This is a genomic window from Paenibacillus sp. J22P143 (genome assembly GCF_059692035.1).
The window spans coordinates 132,025-150,386 of record NZ_JCAUAQ010000002.1 but is presented as its reverse complement, the minus strand read 5'-3'; the positions used below and the strand labels follow the sequence as shown (position 1 = coordinate 150,386).

The 18,362-nt window shown below is 45.7% G+C and carries 16 protein-coding genes, 1 riboswitch and 1 other annotated feature; of the genes, 5 read left to right on the top strand and 11 right to left on the bottom strand.

Going from position 1 to position 18,362, the window contains the following annotated elements; translation table 11 throughout:
• Window positions 1–3: 3 nt before the first annotated feature.
• The 8 genes from AC58PQ_RS04435 to metA form a co-directional block, all read right to left on the bottom strand.
• Complete coding sequence (locus tag AC58PQ_RS04435) at window positions 4–687, bottom strand: hypothetical protein (protein ID WP_497240764.1); 684 nt, start codon at window positions 685–687, stop codon at window positions 4–6.
• A gap of 317 nt (window positions 688–1,004) precedes the next feature.
• On the bottom strand, window positions 1,005–1,661 hold the full coding sequence (locus tag AC58PQ_RS04430; protein WP_497240763.1) for a 3D domain-containing protein: 657 nt from the start codon (window positions 1,659–1,661) through the stop codon (window positions 1,005–1,007).
• A gap of 187 nt (window positions 1,662–1,848) precedes the next feature.
• The gene (thrS, locus tag AC58PQ_RS04425; RefSeq protein ID WP_497240762.1) at window positions 1,849–3,783 is read right to left on the bottom strand and encodes a threonine--tRNA ligase; all 1,935 of its coding nucleotides are present in this window, start codon (window positions 3,781–3,783) and stop codon (window positions 1,849–1,851) included.
• A gap of 346 nt (window positions 3,784–4,129) precedes the next feature.
• The gene (locus AC58PQ_RS04420) at window positions 4,130–5,077 is read right to left on the bottom strand and encodes a putative sporulation protein YtxC (protein ID WP_497240761.1); all 948 of its coding nucleotides are present in this window, start codon (window positions 5,075–5,077) and stop codon (window positions 4,130–4,132) included.
• A 568-nt stretch (window positions 5,078–5,645) separates the two neighbouring features.
• A complete protein-coding gene (mqnC, locus tag AC58PQ_RS04415) occupies window positions 5,646–6,782 on the bottom strand; it encodes a cyclic dehypoxanthinyl futalosine synthase (RefSeq protein WP_497240760.1) in 1,137 nt (378 codons plus the stop codon).
• Window positions 6,783–7,014: 232 nt separating this feature from the next.
• Window positions 7,015–8,190 (bottom strand): trans-sulfuration enzyme family protein, encoded by a 1,176-nt coding sequence (locus AC58PQ_RS04410; protein ID WP_497240759.1) that lies wholly within the window; start codon window positions 8,188–8,190, stop codon window positions 7,015–7,017.
• On the bottom strand, window positions 8,187–9,356 hold the full coding sequence (locus AC58PQ_RS04405) for an aminotransferase class I/II-fold pyridoxal phosphate-dependent enzyme (protein WP_497241287.1): 1,170 nt from the start codon (window positions 9,354–9,356) through the stop codon (window positions 8,187–8,189). Before AC58PQ_RS04405 ends, AC58PQ_RS04410 begins: the two co-directional genes overlap by 4 nt.
• A 35-nt stretch (window positions 9,357–9,391) precedes the next feature.
• Window positions 9,392–10,336, bottom strand: coding sequence for a homoserine O-acetyltransferase MetA (gene metA, locus AC58PQ_RS04400; protein ID WP_497240758.1), 945 nt, complete (start codon window positions 10,334–10,336; stop codon window positions 9,392–9,394).
• A 111-nt stretch (window positions 10,337–10,447) separates the two neighbouring features.
• Window positions 10,448–10,574: riboswitch (SAM riboswitch) on the bottom strand.
• Between the two features lie 134 nt (window positions 10,575–10,708).
• On the opposite strand from metA, the gene AC58PQ_RS04395 reads away from it, so the two are divergent.
• Both AC58PQ_RS04395 and corA read left to right on the top strand, forming a co-directional pair.
• Window positions 10,709–10,930, top strand: coding sequence for a hypothetical protein (locus AC58PQ_RS04395; protein ID WP_497240757.1), 222 nt, complete (start codon window positions 10,709–10,711; stop codon window positions 10,928–10,930).
• Between the two features lie 306 nt (window positions 10,931–11,236).
• Entirely contained in the window at window positions 11,237–12,172 is a 936-nt protein-coding gene (gene corA / locus AC58PQ_RS04390; protein ID WP_497240756.1) for a magnesium/cobalt transporter CorA, read from the top strand.
• Between the two features lie 76 nt (window positions 12,173–12,248).
• Here the strand turns inward: corA and tyrS are convergent, their stop codons facing one another.
• Window positions 12,249–13,508, bottom strand: a complete 1,260-nt coding sequence (tyrS, locus tag AC58PQ_RS04385) for a tyrosine--tRNA ligase (protein ID WP_497240755.1) — start codon at window positions 13,506–13,508, stop codon at window positions 12,249–12,251.
• A gap of 57 nt (window positions 13,509–13,565) precedes the next feature.
• Window positions 13,566–13,824, bottom strand: a binding site (T-box leader).
• 66 nt (window positions 13,825–13,890) lie between these two features.
• Window positions 13,891–14,904 (bottom strand): HRDC domain-containing protein, encoded by a 1,014-nt coding sequence (locus AC58PQ_RS04380; protein WP_497240754.1) that lies wholly within the window; start codon window positions 14,902–14,904, stop codon window positions 13,891–13,893.
• 205 nt (window positions 14,905–15,109) lie between these two features.
• Here AC58PQ_RS04380 and AC58PQ_RS04375 point away from each other — a divergent pair, with 205 nt between their 5' ends.
• Both AC58PQ_RS04375 and AC58PQ_RS04370 read left to right on the top strand, forming a co-directional pair.
• Window positions 15,110–15,403 carry a DUF3055 domain-containing protein gene (locus tag AC58PQ_RS04375; RefSeq protein WP_477587500.1) on the top strand — a complete coding sequence of 98 codons (294 nt, stop codon included), beginning with the start codon at window positions 15,110–15,112 and terminating at the stop codon, window positions 15,401–15,403.
• Window positions 15,404–15,455: 52 nt separating this feature from the next.
• Window positions 15,456–15,767 carry a hypothetical protein gene (locus AC58PQ_RS04370; protein ID WP_497240753.1) on the top strand — a complete coding sequence of 104 codons (312 nt, stop codon included), beginning with the start codon at window positions 15,456–15,458 and terminating at the stop codon, window positions 15,765–15,767.
• 63 nt (window positions 15,768–15,830) lie between these two features.
• On the opposite strand, the gene AC58PQ_RS04365 is transcribed toward AC58PQ_RS04370, so the two are convergent.
• The gene (locus tag AC58PQ_RS04365) at window positions 15,831–17,315 is read right to left on the bottom strand and encodes a tagaturonate epimerase family protein (RefSeq protein WP_497240752.1); all 1,485 of its coding nucleotides are present in this window, start codon (window positions 17,313–17,315) and stop codon (window positions 15,831–15,833) included.
• 178 nt (window positions 17,316–17,493) lie between these two features.
• Between AC58PQ_RS04365 and AC58PQ_RS04360 the strand changes: the two genes are divergently transcribed.
• Window positions 17,494–18,339 carry an AraC family transcriptional regulator gene (locus AC58PQ_RS04360; protein ID WP_497240751.1) on the top strand — a complete coding sequence of 282 codons (846 nt, stop codon included), beginning with the start codon at window positions 17,494–17,496 and terminating at the stop codon, window positions 18,337–18,339.
• Window positions 18,340–18,362 lie beyond the last annotated feature (23 nt).

The following is an 18,362-nucleotide window of genomic DNA, read 5'->3' as shown; positions in this document are numbered from 1 at the left end:
CCTTCATCTCATCAATACCGTGAATAACCGAAGCTTAGCATTCAGGGCAAGCAATGACGTTTGAGCAACAACTTCCGTAATGAACGTATTGATTTCTTCAATTTTCGAGGTATGCTCTGTTAGATCTTGAATTTTCTTCTGCATCGTATCGTTGTTCACGTGTAAATCGTTCATAACCTCATCTGTCGCATTCAAGGAGCTGCATACATCAACCACCGTATCTTTGGTTTGCTCACTTTCCCGATGCATATGTAACGACGAATCTAAAATCTGATCAGCAGCCGCGGCCACCTGTTGAATCGCAGCAAAGGCTTCTTGGAGCTGTCCCGCAGCGTGTTGGCTTCGTCCCTTCAATTCCTCTTCCCCTTGAATGGAAGCATCTGCAATCTGAAGTAGATGCCCGATAGAGCGATTGACCTCTTCAACCGCTGCTGCTAGTCGGTCTGCAACAACCTGTGATTCCTGAATAAATGTACGGAATTGTTCTTCGTGATCAAGTGTTCCCTGCTCTCGTGCTCGAACGGATGCTCTAGAACTAAGTAATGCGCCTACTCCCATAACGAGGAAAACAGCGACACTAACTAGCGTAACCCAAGCTGATACCGAAAATAAAGCGATTACATTTACACCCAAGCCAATAAGTACAAAAACGTAGAACCAAGCTTTCTGTTTTGAATCCGTCAACATCAGCAACCGGAACTCCTCCCAAAAGGAACAAAATGTTAGTTTTTGTTACATTATATCGTAGGAGGGCTCGAAAAGAAATAAATAAAAAGACGGAGACCCTTTCGGATCTCCGTCTTTTCAACTTAGCTATTTTTTATTTATTTTGGTTTTGTGTGTTGTTTTGCTGCTGCTTATTAGGTACCGCTACTTCAGTAGCAAATTCCGAGTCTTGCGCTGCTTTCTTGTTATTCTTGTTCTTTGCCATGTCAATCACCTCCTGTAATAGTATGATTTCCCAAACAGGATTTTTTATGAATTTCTTTTTTACAAAATGAACCTTACAGGGCTTTTGCAGGAGCCAGTATTTCATCCTTTAACTGCTTCCAAATGATCTCAGTCACTTTTCCATTTCCTTTTTTCACCACAAACACTTTGACGGTCTTTTTACCCCACTCTTTATAAACCTGGTCCTTCGTGTCAAAATAGAGATCGATTTTTTTCCCTTTAATCGCACTTCCTGTATCTGCAACTACCCCGTAGCCATACCCTGGTATAAATAAAACTGTACCTAATGGGAACACCTTTGTATCTGCCGCGATCGTCGATAAAGCTTTATCATCACGCTTGACCTTAATACCTGAATACGTAATCCCATAGGTAGGATGGTCTGGATTCTTCCCTGTAGATTCCTTACCCGCAGAATACCCAGTCGCTGTCACTTCAACTGCCGTGTATTTGGATAAATCCGAATCTAGATTTGGAACAAAGCGGTAACTAGCTTGTTGTTGATGCTCTTGTGCAACTGGCCATGCAGCAGGAAGCACAGTCCTTGCCTGAGCCTGATTGTCCCTTTGATCTTGTATATGGGTATCGGTGTTTGCCGCCCTATTATTACCTTGATTGCTAGCCTCTTCTCCGAAAAACACAACCAAAACGGTGAGCACCATCCATGCTAATATCCATTTGGATTGCACTTGCGCATCGGTTATTCTCATTCTTTTAAGCCTCCCCCTACTAAAGTAGGTTCTCCATTTCCTTTCATCAATAAACCTCCACGTACAGACTCACTGTATAACATGTCCTCCTTTCGTCTACTTATGCATATATAAAATACTTTTTTGGAACGCAAAAAAGCAGGGAAGTGATAAGCACTTCTCTGCTTCTTATAGGAACAACTGGCTGTTACAGTTTGTTTTTGATTTCTTCTTGAATCATGTTGATGACTTCAGCAATCGGCTGAGTACCCAGATCCCCTTGACCCCGCTTACGGATGGACAAGCTTTCGTTCTTCACTTCGTTCTCGCCTACGACGAGCATGAATGGAATTTTCTCCAGCTGCGCTTCTCTGATTTTGTAACCTAGCTTCTCATTACGATTATCAGCTTCAACGCGAATACCTGCTTCTCTTAGCTTCTCCGTTACTTGGTTGGAGAACTCTTCAAATGCAGGGGATACCGGAATGACTTTCGCTTGTGTTGGCATCAACCAAGTCGGAAGGGCACCAGCAAAATTCTCAAGCAAGAAGGCTGTCATACGCTCCATTGTGGAGATAATTCCGCGATGGATAACGACTGGACGATGCTTCTGACCGTCTTCACCTGTATATTCCAATTGGAAGCGTTCAGGCAGCAAGAAATCAATTTGCGCCGTCGAAAGTGTTTCTTCCTTCTTCAACGCTGTTTTAATTTGAACATCTAATTTGGGACCATAAAATGCAGCTTCACCTTCCGCCTCAAAGAACGGCAGTCCAAGTTCTTCAACAACCTCACGAAGCATACGTTGGGAAGTTTCCCACATTTCATCATCCTGGAAGTACTTTTCTGTATCCTTCGGATCCCGGTAAGATAGACGGAAACGGTAGTCTGTGATTCCGAAATCTGCGTATACTTGACGGATCAAGGTAACAACGCGGGAGAACTCTTCTTTAATTTGATCCAAACGGCAGAAGATATGAGCATCATTCAATGTCATCGCACGCACGCGGTGCAAACCAGTCAAGGCGCCAGACATTTCATAACGGTGCATGGTGCCAAGCTCAGCGATCCGAACCGGAAGATCACGGTAGCTGCGCATATCACTCTTATACACCATCATATGGTGAGGACAGTTCATTGGACGAAGAACAAGCTCTTCATTGTCCATAATCATTTTCGGGAACATATCTTCACTGTAGTGCTCCCAGTGTCCAGAAGTTTTGTACAACTCCACATTAGCAAGTACAGGCGTGTATACGTGTTGGTAGCCTAGACGCTCTTCCAAATCAACGATATAACGCTCCATTGTGCGTCTTAGTTTCGCTCCGTTTGGCAGCCAAAGCGGCAAGCCTTGACCAACTTCGCGTGAAAATGCAAACATTTTGAGTTCGCGGCCTAATTTACGGTGATCCCGTTTCTTAGCCTCTTCGAGCAAGTGTAAATGCTCATCCAGTTGCGCTTTCTTAGGGAAAGCAGTTCCGTAAATGCGTTGCAGCATTTTGTTTTTCGCATCGCCACGCCAGTAAGCACCAGCTACGCTCAACAACTTGAACGCTTTGATACGACCAGTTGATGGCAAATGCGGTCCGCGGCACAAGTCGAAGAACTCGCCTTGATCGTAGATCGTTAATACCGAGTCTTCCGGTAGATCACGGATTAATTCCAGCTTGAACGGATCTTCCATTTCTGTGAAAATACGAAGAGCTTCCTCACGGGAAACAACACGGCGTGTAATCGCCAAATTTTCGTTAGAGATGCGCTCCATTTCCTTTTCGATTTTGACCAAATCTTCAGGATTCAGCGGTGTTTCCAAATCGATATCATAGTAGAAGCCATCCTCAATCACAGGACCGATTCCTAGCTTAACCGATTTGTTGCCATAAATGCGTTTGATCGCTTGTGCCATCAAATGCGCTGTGCTATGACGATACATCTCTAGACCTGCTTCGCTATCGAGCGTTAGGATTTCAACATCTGCATCATTGTCCAATGGAAAAGATAAATCAACCGATTTACCGTTTACTTTGCCGCCAACAGCATTTTTCTTTAGACCGGTTGAAATGGATTCCGCCACTTGCTCAATCGTCGTCCCCACTGCATATTCCCTTACTGCGCCATCTGGTAATTTTACTTGTACAACCATCTTCGTTCCTCCTAGTATGTGTTAATTGAACGCAAAAAAGCACACTTCATCCCATAAAGGGACGAGTGCGCTCAGCTCGTGGTTCCACCCTAGTTCGATTCGCTCATACCCAAAGGGTAAGTCGAATCCTCATCAGCATTCGTTAACGGGAATGATTCCGGTACTGTATAGTATCGTACCTGCAAGTCAGGTCGAATTCCACAATACGGCTACAAAGGGGTAAACAATCTGATTCGCTGAAGGAGATTGCAGCCTGGTCTCCTCTCTCTGAGCAGTTCATACAGAAAGTTCTTGTCTTTGATACTAACGCCTTCGATCACTATTATAAATGGCGAAGAGAGCAAGGTCAAGGGGATAGTTGATCCTGCTTCTTGGCATCTCCAAGATAAAGGTCGCAAGTACGGCAATAACTGCACACGGATGTACGGTCCTCGAAGATCTGCCCTATCGTTTTGATGATCGTCAATTCAGGATCCCGTGTATGAATGTAAATGTTGGCGGGAGAAACCGTAATGAGTGTACTCACGATCATATCCTCGAAATTGATGTCTTTCTCCAGCATTTCCATTCGAAAGCTTGCATCAAATTCATTCGCATCAATAGGCTCCATTCTATCATTCAGAATGACAAACTCATGACCGCCTTTGTGAATGAGATGAGCAGCGGGTATTTTGGCCTCTTGAATATAGACGAAATATTGCAGAAGCGAAATAAATTCCTGATACTGGCGGTCCATCATGAACTCATCAATCGCGTACTCGACAATTTCTCGTAACTCTTCCTTGTACTCCTGAATCCGAAATTTAAGGAAGCCATCTAGGCTGATCTGAGGATTTTCCTCGAGCAAGCCGATGATCTGTTCCTTCAGCATTTGTATGCGACGGAGCCGGCAAGGGCTGCTGTTCACCAGCGGTAACCCATCCAGCACACTCTCTTGAATCAATGATTGCTTACAGTATCCTTCAATCGCTTCAATGTCCGTCAATTTCTCATATTTAAAATCCTTCGTGATCAGGTTACGCAAGATACTGGATTCCTTGTCCGCTACAATGTGGCTCGCCAACACTTCTGCTAAGCAGGCTCTTACCTGAGCTTCATGAACCTGCGGATCGTGGTGTACACTCCCCGCTTCCGCTTCCACATAAATAAAAGCACGTGTCTTACTACAAGTGTAAGTAGCCGTTAAACCATTTTCTACGATATGTAAATACTGCAGCGCTTGCTTCACCTGCGCGCTCAGCGAACGTACATAGGATTCTTCGACATCGATTAGGGCAATTGCAAACAGTTCCATGTGCTCACTCCTTCCATCTATGCATCCTCCTCTTAAGAGTATATGGTCGATAGCAGGGAGATATACAACGAACAATTTGCCATTTGCGGGTGGCGCGGAGGAGAGCGATTAAGCTCGTTTTCCGAGCTTATTGCGCATGCAAAAAAGGAGCAGTATACAGCTGCTCCTCATGAGAGTAAAAGTGGTAAGTTACAGTTGTTCAAGCAGAATCTTCACGAGCAAGAATGGGAGAGCACCAATGGAGACGAACGCATAAAGGAATCCTTGCATAAAACTTTTAAACAGTTTCACAAAAATCACTCCGATCTTCGATCTCAAATTTGTGGTGTTCCCCCCATTGTACTCTTTTTGACCAATGGTTACCTGAAGCTAGGATTAATTTTCAATTAAAGCGATGAAAAAAACTGGTGAATTCGAGCAACTTCATCGTGTGGACGTTGAGTGCACCGGAGATAGTCGGTTTTGTCGACTATCTCTAACTACCGACGACAAAACAACGCTTATCCATACAAATCCCACTAGTGGATTTAATAGTAGATAAGCGTTGTCGTTCATGCTTTTTCACATTTTAGTTCTGCATCACAAAATCACGATCAATCTTCGCATTCACGTCGTCAAACACACGCAGAATCTGATATTTTGTGTTCCGCTGCGCAGGGATTTTACCTGCTTGACGGATAATGTCCAGCGTAGAGGACACGTTGACTTTGTGCGTGGTGCCCGCCGCGGATACGACGTTCTCTTCGATCATCGTGCTGCCGAAGTCATTACAGCCGTAGCTAAGCGTCTGTTTGCCAACCTCAGGTCCCATCGTGACCCAGGAGGATTGGAAGTTCGGCACGTTGTCCAGCATGATGCGGCTGATCGCCAACGTTTTCAAATATTCTTCAGGCGTAACTTTCTCTGCCTTCATATTCGTGTTGTCCGGTTGGAACGTCCACGGAATGAATGCCAAGAAGCCTGGTGTGTTCAGCTTTTGCAACAACACATCGTCCTGCGCATCACGGATGCGCAGCATATGAAGCGCACGCTCTTCCATGGATTCGCCGAAGCCAATAACCATCGTTCCAGTCGTATGCATCCCGATTCGGTGAGCCGTCTGCATGACGTCCATCCAATCGCGCCATGAGCCTTTCAGCTTGGAGATCTTACGACGTGTGCGGTCATCGAGGATTTCTGCCCCGCCGCCCGGTAAGGAATCAAGCCCTGCTTCGTGCAATTGACGAACGACTTCTTCTAACGATAAGCCGCCAGAGACGTCCTTCATTTTCATAATTTCAGCGGGTGAGAAAGAGTGCATCGTGATGTCAAAACGCTTCTTAATTTCGCGTAAAATGTTCGTATAGTAACTGAATGGTAGATTCGGATTCGTACCACCTTGCATCAGAATCTCGGTACCATCAACATCCAAGGTCTCTTGAATCTTCTGGAAGATCGTTTCATCAGGCAACACATAGCCTTCCGCTGATCCCGGTGGACGGTAGAACGCACAGAATCTGCAGTATACATCACAGATATTCGTGTAATTGATATTTCGTCCAATCACGAAAGTCGTGATCGGATCTGGGTGCCACTTCTTCATAATCTGATTGGCGGTGTCGCCAATTTTCTCTATTTGATCGGATTCGAACAGCGTAATACATTCTTCTACATCAATTCGTCCGCCTGCTTGTGCTTTATTTAAAATGCGATCGATCGGTTTCATAGCAACTCACTCCTTTACTTTCTGAAGGCTCGTATCCATTAATCGTACCATACTCATGCCAAAAAAGCAGCAAATCGCTGCTTTTTCCAAGTGTTATTCCATTGTAAACGGAATAAATGGCTTCCGTCCTCTTAGGACGTATCACAGTGTTTATCTAGAAATATAGCCGACTTATTGTGTGCAAACATATACATGCTTATATTTTATGGATAATTTATGAATAACCAAGTACTTAACCTCGCAAGGCTTGTTCCAAATCTTCAATAATATCTTCGATATCTTCAAGACCCACTGAATATCTCACGAGACCATCCGTAATACCGCGCAATAAGCGAACTTCCTTCGGCATTGCGGCATGTGACATCATCGCCGGATACGATAGAATACTCTCTACAGCACCCAAACTCACAGCTACGAGTGGAATCTTCACTTTGCTTAGCAATTTCTTCGCTTTCTCGCCAGAACCTACGTCAAATGAGACAACAGCGCCATAGCCCAAGGATTGCTTCTCGTGTATTTCTCTACCTGGGTGGTTAGGCAGCCCAGGATAATAAACCACGTCAATATCCGGCTGCTCGATCAGCCATTGTGCTAATCTGCGAGCGCCCTTCTCGGACATTTCCATCCGTGCTTGCAATGTTTTCATGCCGCGAATGAGCAGCCATGAATCTTGAATGCCAAGCACGTTCCCCATGCCATTTTGAATTTGCTTCATCCGACGGCCAAGGCTGTCGTTCGCTACAACAGCTAGTCCAGCTAACACATCACTGTGCCCGCCTAGGAATTTCGTCGCGCTGTGCAGCACGATATCGATGCCTAGCTCTATCGGACGTTGATGATATGGCGTCATGAAGGTATTGTCCAGCATCGTGAGCAGATCATGCTCCTTCGCAAAAGCGGCAATCTCACCAATGTCCGTAATGCGGAGCGTTGGATTCGAAGGCGTCTCGATGAATACGGCTCTTGTATTCGAACGAAGGGCTGCTCTCACCTGAGCAATATCCGTCATATCCACGAACGTAGATTCCACGCCCATGCGATTCATAATCGTTGTAAGCAATCGATACGTGCCGCCGTAAACATCTTCCGTACAGATCACATGATCTCCCTGCGACAAAAGCATCAACGCAGATGAGATGGCAGCCATCCCAGAGGCAAACGCAAATCCGCGCGTACCGCCTTCTAGCAAAGCTATGTAATCCTCCAACGCTTGACGCGTTGGATTACCAGACCGTGTGTAGTCGTACGCTTGATTCGCTTCCAAATCAGCTTGATGAAAGGTTGAAGCCTGGTACAAAGGCACACTGGATGCCCCAGTAGCTTCATCGATTTCGGCTCCGAAATGAATTAATCTTGTGGCAAACTTGCCATGCGGCTTGCGTCCCTCTTTATCTGAAGAATGGCTCATGATTGTGAAGCTCCTTCCAATTCGGCTTGCGCGGACGCAAGGGCATTCGACAAATCAGCGATCAGATCATCGATATGCTCAATTCCAACAGAGAAGCGAAGCAGACGGTCATCGACACCAATTTGCTGTCTAATTTCAAGCGGAATGTCCGCATGTGTTTGTACGGCTGGGTAGGTCATCAAGGACTCGACTCCGCCCAAGCTTTCTGCGAAAGCAATGAGCTTGATGTGACGAAGAATCGGCTCGATTAACCGAGCATCATTTACCTTGAAGGAGAAAATCCCTGTATTCCCACTCGATTGCTTGTTTTGAATTTCATAACCCGGATGTGACTCCAACGCTGGGTAGAATACATCTGAAATCAGCGGGTGCGCAAGTAAGAAGTTCGCGATTGCCGTAGCATTCTGTTCATGACGCTCCATACGAAGCGCGAGGGTTTTCATCCCTCTCATGAGCAGCCAGCTGTCTTGTGGTCCAAGCACAGCGCCAATGGAGTTATGAAGAATAGCCATTTGCTCAGAAAGCTCTTTCCCTTTTGTAACGATCAGACCCGCTAGCACGTCATTATGTCCGCCCAAATATTTCGTCGCACTATGGATGACGATATCGGCTCCAAGCTCAATCGGACGTTGCAGGTATGGTGTAAGCAGCGTGTTATCTACGATGGATACGATGCCCTTCTTACGGGCCCATGTACAGACAAGCTCAAGATCTGTAATCATCATTAGCGGATTCGTTGGCGTTTCAATAACGAGGCCCTTCGTATTGGACTGGTACGCACCTTCTAGTGCATCCAAGTCATTCGTGTCGACATACGTAGCCGTTACACCGAAACGGGACATAATTCTTTCTAATAGACGGTAGGTACCGCCATATAAATCCAAGGAAACAATCAAATGATCACCTTGGCTGAAATAGGCGAAAATCGTTTGCAATGCTGCCATTCCTGAAGAGCATGCAAAGCCTGCATCTCCGGATTCGAGCTGGGCGATGGCATCTTCAAGCACTTTACGCGTTGGGCTCTTCGTACGTGCATAATCAAATCCTGTGCTTTGCCCTAGCTTAGGATGGCGAAATGCAGTTGCTTGATAAACAGGAAAGCTAACAGCACCTGTAACAGGTTCTTCAATAGAGCCAATTTGAGCGAGACGACTTTCGATTTTCAACAAGGGAATTCCTCCTCAGGATGTGGGTTCGATTTTTACAATTGCGAGCTTGCCAAGCTTTCATTAATGTTAACTGTCAGTTCAAAAGGTGTTTCTTGATATACATAATAGTTCAGCCAGTTCGAGAACAGCAAATTCGCATGTGCTCTCCACGTGTTGTAAGGCTGTCTACTTGGATCGTTATTCGGGTAATAATTGTTCGGAATGTCGATTGACAGCCCTTTGGCCACATCGCGATCATACTCCCATTTCAAGGAGCAAGCATCATATTCGGAATGTCCTGTTACGAAAATGTGCTTCCCATCGCGCGTTGCGACGATATACACGCCAGAATCCTCGGATTCTGATAAAATTTCCAAATCCGGACATCGCTCAATATCTTCACGCGTTATATCGGTATGACGGGATTGCGGTACATTGAACACTTCATCAAATCCGCGCAGCAGCTTCGTATTCGGAACACTCACGGTATGTGGGAAAACACCAAACATTTTACTATCGAGCGCATATTTACGTACTCCGAAATGGTGGTATAAGCCTGCTTGAGCAGCCCAGCAAATGTGCAAAGTGGAGGTGACATTCCGTTTGCTCCATTCGAGGATCTGTGTCAGCTCCTCCCAGTAATTCACGTCTTCGAACTCCATTTGTTCTACGGGCGCGCCAGTAATAATCATACCATCCAGCTTATCATCTTTGATATCATCAAAGGTTTTGTAAAACATATCTAAATGTTCGTGAGACGTATTTTTGGAAGTATGAGTTTTAGGATGTAACAACACGAACTCCACTTGCAGTGGCGTGTTCCCGATCAAGCGCAACAGCTGTGTCTCGGTCGTTTCTTTCGTCGGCATTAAGTTAAGCAGGGCAATGCGAAGTGGACGTATATCCTGGTGATACGCGACAGATTCGTCCATGGTGAAGATGTTCTCTTGGTTTAAAATTTCTTTGGCAGGCAGGTTGTCAGGAATCTTGATCGGCATCCTGTTCACTCCTCTTCTTTAGTTTAAATTAGGTTCAAATCGTTCTAAAAAGCAAAAATGACCCTCTCTGGAATCAGAGAAAGGCCATAGAAAATCAAAGTCAATGTCCTTCTCTTATCTCCCAGATTCGCTGTAAACAGCGTTTCCGCAAGAATTAGCACCGTGCTCCCCTTTTTGCAAAGGTTTGTCGGTTGCCGGGTGTCATAGGGCTAGTCCCTCCACCTACTCTTGATAAGAAAATGAAACGTATGCGATTAGCATTATCATACTATAAATTAAACGAAAGTCAAGATGGTCCATGTTTAAACTTTGCTTTTGAAGGTTAAACAAGGTATGGACAAGATAATAAAGAAAAGAGGGGTACTACTGTCAATGCAAACATCGGATAACTTCTCTGCATTCGCTTCCCTACATCGATTCTTCACCTTAATTGAAACAGTAAAACCTACGCCAGCGCAAGCGGAAATCGCCATCTCGCAACTCCATCTTGTGTATGGAGCAGATAGTGAAGCTGATCTAATGAAGCGCGGCGCCCCTGAGTTAATTCAGATGTACACGGACATCAAAAATAAGATCCTGCGTGCCGCCAAGTAAGTTTTGGCGGTTTATTTTTTTTGACACAGACCTAGCCATTTTCCCATACGATATCTAAACGAGAATTCCCCTTATTTCATCAAACTATTTGGCTTGAAAGAGGATATATGAACGGGTATACTAGACAAGTATTCGACACGGACGGAAAAGGAGGGCATACGCTTGGACGGAGAACCGAGGAGTAGTACCTGCAAGGTCATCAGTAAACAATTTCAAAGTGTAGGAATGCAGTCGGTTATTCCATCGTCCAGAGCCTTGCTCTTCTAGATGAACTAACTGGCTGGTTCCATTCAAAGGGGTGGGCAGATGAAAACACGGTTGGTTCAAAATGGTATTTTTACGTTAGTTGATGATGTGACCGCTGCGCTTATACCGCCAAGTCAAGGCTTCTACTGGATTGATGCGGGGGTCGAGGATCTGGAATTACTTCAGCCTCTTTTCCATTTGCATGATTTGGCGGTAGAAGATTGTCTAAGTGAGGAAGAACAGCGTCCTAAGATTGAATTTTATGATTCCCATTATTTCATTGTGATTAATAGCATTCGTTTCGATGATGAAGAAATTTTTCTACGCGCACTTAATCTATTCCTAAGCAAGCATGTAATTATTACCGTAACACGACAAAAAATTAATGAGCTTCGCGCGCTCAAGCCCTTCCTTTGGGAAGAAGAAGTGAATAGCGCCGATCGTTTCCTCTATCATTTAGTCGATCTTGTCGTCGATAACTATGTGGCCGTCGGTGACCGAATTGAAGCGAAGATCGAGAAATTGGAAGAAGATATTCTCATGGCGACGAAGAAGTCGCATTTGAATGAGATTATCGGTCTTCGTTCTGAAATTTTATGGTTGAAAAAGGTGCTCGTGCCTCAACGCGACGTCATCGGGACACTGGGTAAAAAAGAGCTTAGACTGATCGATCATCAGCTGCAGAAGTATTTCGGCGACATTTATGAGAATGCCGTCAAAATCGTGGATACGTTCGATACGCTCCGCGATCTCATGGGGAACTTACGAGAAGCTTATCAATCCAGCGTTGCAAACCGAGCGAATGAAATCATGCGCGTGTTTACCGCTTTAACGACGATTTTCATGCCGTTGACATTCATTACAGGTGTTTTCGGGATGAATTTTGATAATGTGCTCGGGATGCAAGTTGCTCACGGAGATACCATTGTGCTGGCTTTTATGGGTGCTCTCGGCATTGGTATGTATGTCTTATTTCGCAAAAAAGATTGGCTGTGAGCCGATCAGATTGGTTCTATAGATAAGGGTGACTCTAGCAAAATGTTGCTGAGAAGTCACCCTTTTGTGCGTCTAGCTACGAAAGCTTAATTTTAACAAATTTACGTTTACCCACTTGCAAGATATCTCCATCTACTGGTGTGATTTGCGCATGAATATCGGTCAACTTCTGTTCGTTGATCTTCACGGCCCCTTGCTCCACACTCCGCCTTGCTTCCCCATTCGATGCTTGCAGTGCTAAGCTGACTAACAGCTTGATGATCGAGATCCGTCCTGCATCTAAGTGATTCCGGCTCAGACTCGCTTCCTCAATCTCGTCGGGTAAAGCCCGCTTCTGAAAAACCGTAATGAAATGCTGCTCCGCCTCCTCGGCAGCCTGATCGCCATGGTACATCGCGACGTACTGCTTAGCGAGCTTCAGTTTAGCGTCTCTTGGATGGATCGTACCCGCTTCTAGCCCTTGCCGCAGCTCCTCTATTCCGTTAGTCGATAATGCTGTCGTTAACTCGAAATATTTGATCATGAGCGTGTCCGGAATGGACATGGTTTTGCCGAACATCTCATTCGGTTGCTCATCAATTCCGATGTAGTTGCGCAAACTTTTGCTCATCTTCTGAACGCCATCTAGCCCCTCAAGCAACGGCATCAGGATGGCCACTTGACCCTCTTTGATCTCATATGCGCCTTGGAGTGTGCGTCCCATCAAGATATTAAAGGTCTGATCGGTGCCACCTAGTTCAACATCGCTTTCTAAGGAGACCGAATCGTAACCTTGCATAAGCGGGTAAAAAAATTCGTGTACATGTATCGGCTGATTCGCCGCATAGCGTTTTGCAAAGTCATCTCTTTCGAGCATGCGCGCAACAGTCACTTTACCAGCAAGTCTTAGCACATCATCGAAGCGTAACTCTCCTAACCAAGAAGAATTGTAGTAGAACGACGTCTTGTTCAGATCCAACACTTTGGCTAGCTGCGTCTGGTACGTTTGCGCATTATGCAACACATCCTCCTCCGAGAGCTGTTTACGCGTCTCGGATTTCCCTGTTGGATCGCCGATGCGCCCCGTGAAATCACCGATAATGAGCTGAACCTCATGGCCCAAATCTTGGAATTGACGAAGCTTGTGAAGGACGACGGTATGACCGATGTGAATATCAGGTGCAGATGGATCTAAGCCTAGCTTTACTTTGAGCGGAGTCCCTGTCACAACCGCCTTCATAATCTTCTGTTTGAGTGCTTCTTCCGGCACGATTTCCGCTGCGCCACGTTTGAGGATACTAAGTTGATGCTCTACAAGTTGCTGTTGCTCTACCGTAAGCTGATCCCATGAAAACATACGATCCCTCCGTTCAAATTGGTCAAAAGAAAACAAAAAAGACAACCTCAACGTCCACAAAGGGACGAGAAGGTTGTCTCGCGGTACCACCCTAATTAAAGAGATCGATTACACGCCAATGGCATGTAACTTCTCTTTCACTTAGAAAATTAACGACAAATAATTGCCGGGTGTAAGCTACTTATGCCCCTAGAAGCACGTTCCCTCCACCAACTCAGAACTGTAATTCGGAAAACATGCTTGCATCGGTTTGCACCTTCCACCGACTCTCTGCAGCAGCGGCATTTCTCCTACTTTGGGCTTCGCCCGTGTTCGTCATCGCATTGACGGTATTAGATTATTGACCATTTAATCATACCTGGCTGGCCTTTGTCAATATGAATTAGCTAGCGGCTTGGATTGTGTTTCTTTCCTTCTCTCTACGGAAACGCAACCGAAGCAGACGCAGCCATTCATAGGCTCTGTCTAGCTCTTTACCTTTGAGCTCCTCGGTCCCCGTGAGGCACTTGAGTACTGGCTTCAGGTAACGATCCCCCTCCGATTCATACGCATTCCATGCTCTAATCTGCTCTTCCTCTGGGATCGAAGTTAGCTCCGCTTCTACAAGCGGATCCATATCGTAGCCTTCACGATCCAAATCTTCCACCCATAACAGTAATTCTCTCCGCGGCATCGTCAGATTCGCTTGGAGATCAGCTAAGCTGCCGCCTCCAGCAACGATTTCCAGTAACTTACGTTTACTAACTTCACGATCAAGCTCAATTCGCAGCTTCTGTTCCTTCTGAGCAAGGAGCCAGCTTTCGAATTTCATCATGTCCACATAGTTGGCAACCCAATCCAATGGAAATCCGTTTGTACGTGTGGCCTCTCCGATCAGTCCAAGCAATTGATCCGCGTACATCGCGGTTTTCTGCTCGCCGAAGCCTGGAATTTGTTGAAGTTCTTCCTTGGTCTGCGGTAAAAAGACCGAAATCATCCGCAGAACACGGTTCGTTGCGAGGATATAAGGCGCCTTCTTCTCACGAACAGCCTGCTCGCGGCGCCATGTGCGAAGTGACTCGTACATCTCCTCGTTCGGATTTTCCTCACAGTAATAGGTTAGCATTTGTGTCATTTTCGCCTTACCTGTTAAGCCTTGCGTAAGATCTAATTCCGTGTGTACCAACGGCCGGAAGCCGATTCGAATTTTCTCACGCAAGCCCTGACGGAATGCATACAGCATCTCATCCCAGCTTATGCCCTGGTACCATTCATCCTGTCCTAGCTTACCATCCAAGTCAGGTTCACTCCAATAAACACTCCAAATCCCTTGTTCTTCAGCAATGGAAACTTGCGCGGAGAGCACTTGCTGGTCCCCCGAATTTTTCTCCAACGTGTTCAAAAATACAATATTCATCCCTTACCATGCCTCCAGACATTTCGCAAAATTAGTTTCAGAAAAACGAAAAAGCACCTCTTCCGCCCGTTAGGACAGAAAAGGTGCTTCCTTTTTCTAATATCCAAATCATACCATGTTTGTCAGATAGGCGCAAGAACCATTTTGCCCCCAAGCCTTTATGGGGTATAATAGACCCATACTAGAAAGAGAATGGAGGGCCCTCATGTCTGATTATGACTTTTTATATGATCATCAAGAAGAAACAACAACGCGTTTTGTGTGTTTCGTAGGCAATGCTTTACACCGTTTTGACCTCGCAATCATGACAACTACCCGTTATTATGGCAAAAAGCTGGTCATCGATTTGCAATCGGGACGCAGCGCCGTTATTGGCCCGGATGACTTAGCTGAAGAAGGCTATCTCGAGCATGTTTTTAAAATTAATGAGGAACAAGCCCAAGAGTTAACTGAATTCTTATCTCAAATTATCGGTTCGATTCATTTCACGGATATTTAAGGGAGTGACGGGGGACACTGGAAAAAGCATTACCTGAAAAGGAGGCTTATCCATGCGTAAAAAGTCACCATTTATCAACCAAGTAGAGGGATTAGGCTTCCTCTCAGAAGACCGCCTTGCTGCGTACACCGACTTAGAAACAGTGGAGTCACAGCGAAACGACATGATACCTGAGGAGTTTCCAGAAGGGCCCTATGGCACAAGCATGATGTCAGAGTCTCTTGGGAAAAGCACTCCTTGGCGAGAGGACCAACGCCCGACCAACCGATTCGCGTATGAAAATCGCGAGCTGCATGAAGGTATTACAAGGGACTACCCTGGCGCAGATGATGCAATAGGTGAGTCTACCGAAGGCTTGTCCTAGCTACAAAACAAACGCCACGAACACCCGTAATTGGGATGTTCGTGGCGTTTGTTGTTAGGAGGATTATTTACCCAACAGCTCCAAGTGTCTGCCAATGTGATGACGAAGTCCGTCAGCAAAGGCATCCTCTTGCTCAGCCATCGTTTGGAAAAACTCATCTGCAAAAGTACGGCTGCCATCGCCATTTTTCGCTTGAAGAAGAAGACCATACGTGATGTGCAGTAATTGACGTGCATTATTTTCTTCCATGTAATCAGGCAACTGTGCATCCGTTACATCGCTAAGTGGGACAATTGCGCTGATATCTGTCGTCACGTGGTAGTAAGCTGTCGCTTCTACAAAGTGATCAAGCGCATATTGATGCATGCGGCGATAAAGTGTAGGATTCACTTTCGCAATAACACGTACCGCTTCAAGCCAGTTCGTACCCGCCGTTTTGATATGGAACAAACCATTCGTGTATTGCCCGATCAACGGGAACACACTGAATTTATCACTGCCGGAGTGGATACTTAGCTTGTATTCAAAATGTACAGCAATCGCAGCATGACTAGCTAGCTCACGCTCAAATTGCACGATATCTCCGATGTAGTCGATCCCTTTTTGGAATTCGCCGCAGAAGCGTGGCGCCATACTGAAAATCGTAACACCGCGGTCACGCAGCTCATTGGCCACCAAATAATGTGCCTCAGGGGATGTCGGTGTCGCTGTTTCATCAATTGAAATTTCGAAATCAACCGCACGATCAAGTGTAACGATATACTTGCGGTAGATGGCTTCCATGAAATTAATCGCAGCATCATAGATCAAGACATCTTTCTTCAAAGCTTCAGCCGTATACGCAAGCGTAGCTCCCGGTACATTCGCTGCAGTTTGCAAGTAGCGCTCTTCATAGCGGTTGCGCAAGCTAGCAGGCAGTTGCTCGTATTTCGCTGCGATGTCCGCTGCAGACATGGATTCAATCGTGTTGTCGATATTCTCGGAGCAATCAAGTGTTAGCATTGTAAAACCAAGACGCAGTGCGTACTCGATGTCTTCTTCTTTCTTCAAGTGGTCGCCGTCAGCGCCATACCCATCTTTGTAGCCCTCTTGCAGAACAGCGTAAGCCGCTGCATCCAGAACATCTTCATACGTGCGGCCTGTCAACGCAAGCTCACGAATACTTTGTTGAGCAAGAACCGGGCGAATATCTTTGCCGCGGATCGTTTGGATATGGCCCGGGCTTGCAATACCAAGTCGATCTCCTAAGCCCATCGTTGCTACTTGTGTACCGAAGGCTTGTGGAGCTGTGTATGGCAAAAATTGATTGATGATCAAGCGATTTTCGTGCGTTAGCGGAGCCACTTTCTCGCCATCTACGACTTCACCCTGCAGTTGGTCGAACAATTCTCCTGAGCCCACAACGATTAGTCGTTTACCTTCTGTTGTGCGTACCATAAGGAGTGTTGTATCTCCGACTAGTGTTAGGGAAGATGCATACACCTTGATTACTTCTGATGAAAACTCGTTTACCTTCCCTGCGCGTACTGCCTCTATAAGTGCGTTCATGTATGATTTCCCCCTATTTTTGGAAAGCGTTTGCTTTACGATGCTATAGTTTCATTTTAGCGCAAGTAACGAGCGTTTTCTCATCATCTATTCCTATTTATCACTAAAACTATTCATATTTTTCACTAAATTCATGGTATACTTCAGTTAACTCATTTCCCAATAAGGAGTCCCCCCTATGTCCCGTACCGTGACCTTCGGCAATGAAGATGAAGGCCCTTTTTACATTCAGCATATTCATCGTTCCGGCTCCTTCGAGCGAACACAGCACATGCATGATATGTATGAGCTCTATTACTTATACGAAGGAGAACGCATGTATTTCATTCGCGATCGCTCGTATCTCATTCTCCCGGGTGATTTGGTCCTCATCAATCGACGTGAGCTTCACGCGACTTCCGATTCAGATAAGCTAGGACATGCGCGTGTCGTCATTAATTTTAGCAACAGCTTATTGGAAAGTATGAATGAAGAGGCACCCTTCCTACTAGATGCATTTACGCATGCTACGCCTGTACTCAGGCTGGATCTGCCTACTCGAAGGCTCGTTGAAGACATTCTTGGCAAATTAATTCAGGAAGCGAAGGAGCCCCATCTTGGTCAATCTTTCGCTATCACACACTTTCTAGTTGAACTGCTATTATTCACGGCACGTTTCGTGCGCATACATCCCGTCACTTCTCCCGAACATGTCTCGCCCTTGCATCGGAAAATATCCACCATCGTACGCTTTATCAACACACACTTCGCTGAGCCGATCCGCCTGGAAGAGCTTGCTGAAAAGTTTGAAATCAGCCCCGCTTATTTAAGCCGGATGTTCAAGGAAATCACCGGATTTTCACTGATTGAATATGTAAATCTCGTTCGCGTGCAAGAAGCTCAGCTGCTGCTAGCAACGACGAGGCTGAAAGTAATTGTCATCGCTGAGCAGGTTGGTTTCGGGTCTCTCGTACAATTCGGACGTGTTTTCCGTCAAATGACGAAAATGACACCGCTGCGCTATAGGCAATCCACGGTTACTTAAAAAGGGACAGTGCCCTTGAATTG

Bases quoted from the DNA above. Each gene is read 5' to 3' on its own strand.
- AC58PQ_RS04360 (WP_497240751.1), top strand. From the start codon at position 17,494: ATGTCCCGTACCGTGACCTTCGGCAATGAAGATGAAGGCCCTTTTTAC.
- AC58PQ_RS04395 (WP_497240757.1), top strand. From the start codon at position 10,709: ATGCAAACATCGGATAACTTCTCTGCATTCGCTTCCCTACATCGATTC.
- AC58PQ_RS04435 (WP_497240764.1), bottom strand. From the start codon at position 687: ATGTTGACGGATTCAAAACAGAAAGCTTGGTTCTACGTTTTTGTACTT.
- tyrS (WP_497240755.1), bottom strand. From the start codon at position 13,508: ATGTTTTCATGGGATCAGCTTACGGTAGAGCAACAGCAACTTGTAGAG.
- corA (WP_497240756.1), top strand. From the start codon at position 11,237: ATGAAAACACGGTTGGTTCAAAATGGTATTTTTACGTTAGTTGATGAT.
- AC58PQ_RS04370 (WP_497240753.1), top strand. From the start codon at position 15,456: ATGCGTAAAAAGTCACCATTTATCAACCAAGTAGAGGGATTAGGCTTC.
- AC58PQ_RS04365 (WP_497240752.1), bottom strand. From the start codon at position 17,315: ATGAACGCACTTATAGAGGCAGTACGCGCAGGGAAGGTAAACGAGTTT.
- AC58PQ_RS04410 (WP_497240759.1), bottom strand. From the start codon at position 8,190: ATGAGCCATTCTTCAGATAAAGAGGGACGCAAGCCGCATGGCAAGTTT.
- AC58PQ_RS04420 (WP_497240761.1), bottom strand. From the start codon at position 5,077: ATGGAACTGTTTGCAATTGCCCTAATCGATGTCGAAGAATCCTATGTA.
- metA (WP_497240758.1), bottom strand. From the start codon at position 10,336: ATGCCGATCAAGATTCCTGACAACCTGCCTGCCAAAGAAATTTTAAAC.
- AC58PQ_RS04380 (WP_497240754.1), bottom strand. From the start codon at position 14,904: ATGAATATTGTATTTTTGAACACGTTGGAGAAAAATTCGGGGGACCAG.
- thrS (WP_497240762.1), bottom strand. From the start codon at position 3,783: ATGGTTGTACAAGTAAAATTACCAGATGGCGCAGTAAGGGAATATGCA.
- AC58PQ_RS04430 (WP_497240763.1), bottom strand. From the start codon at position 1,661: ATGAGAATAACCGATGCGCAAGTGCAATCCAAATGGATATTAGCATGG.
- mqnC (WP_497240760.1), bottom strand. From the start codon at position 6,782: ATGAAACCGATCGATCGCATTTTAAATAAAGCACAAGCAGGCGGACGA.
- AC58PQ_RS04375 (WP_477587500.1), top strand. From the start codon at position 15,110: ATGTCTGATTATGACTTTTTATATGATCATCAAGAAGAAACAACAACG.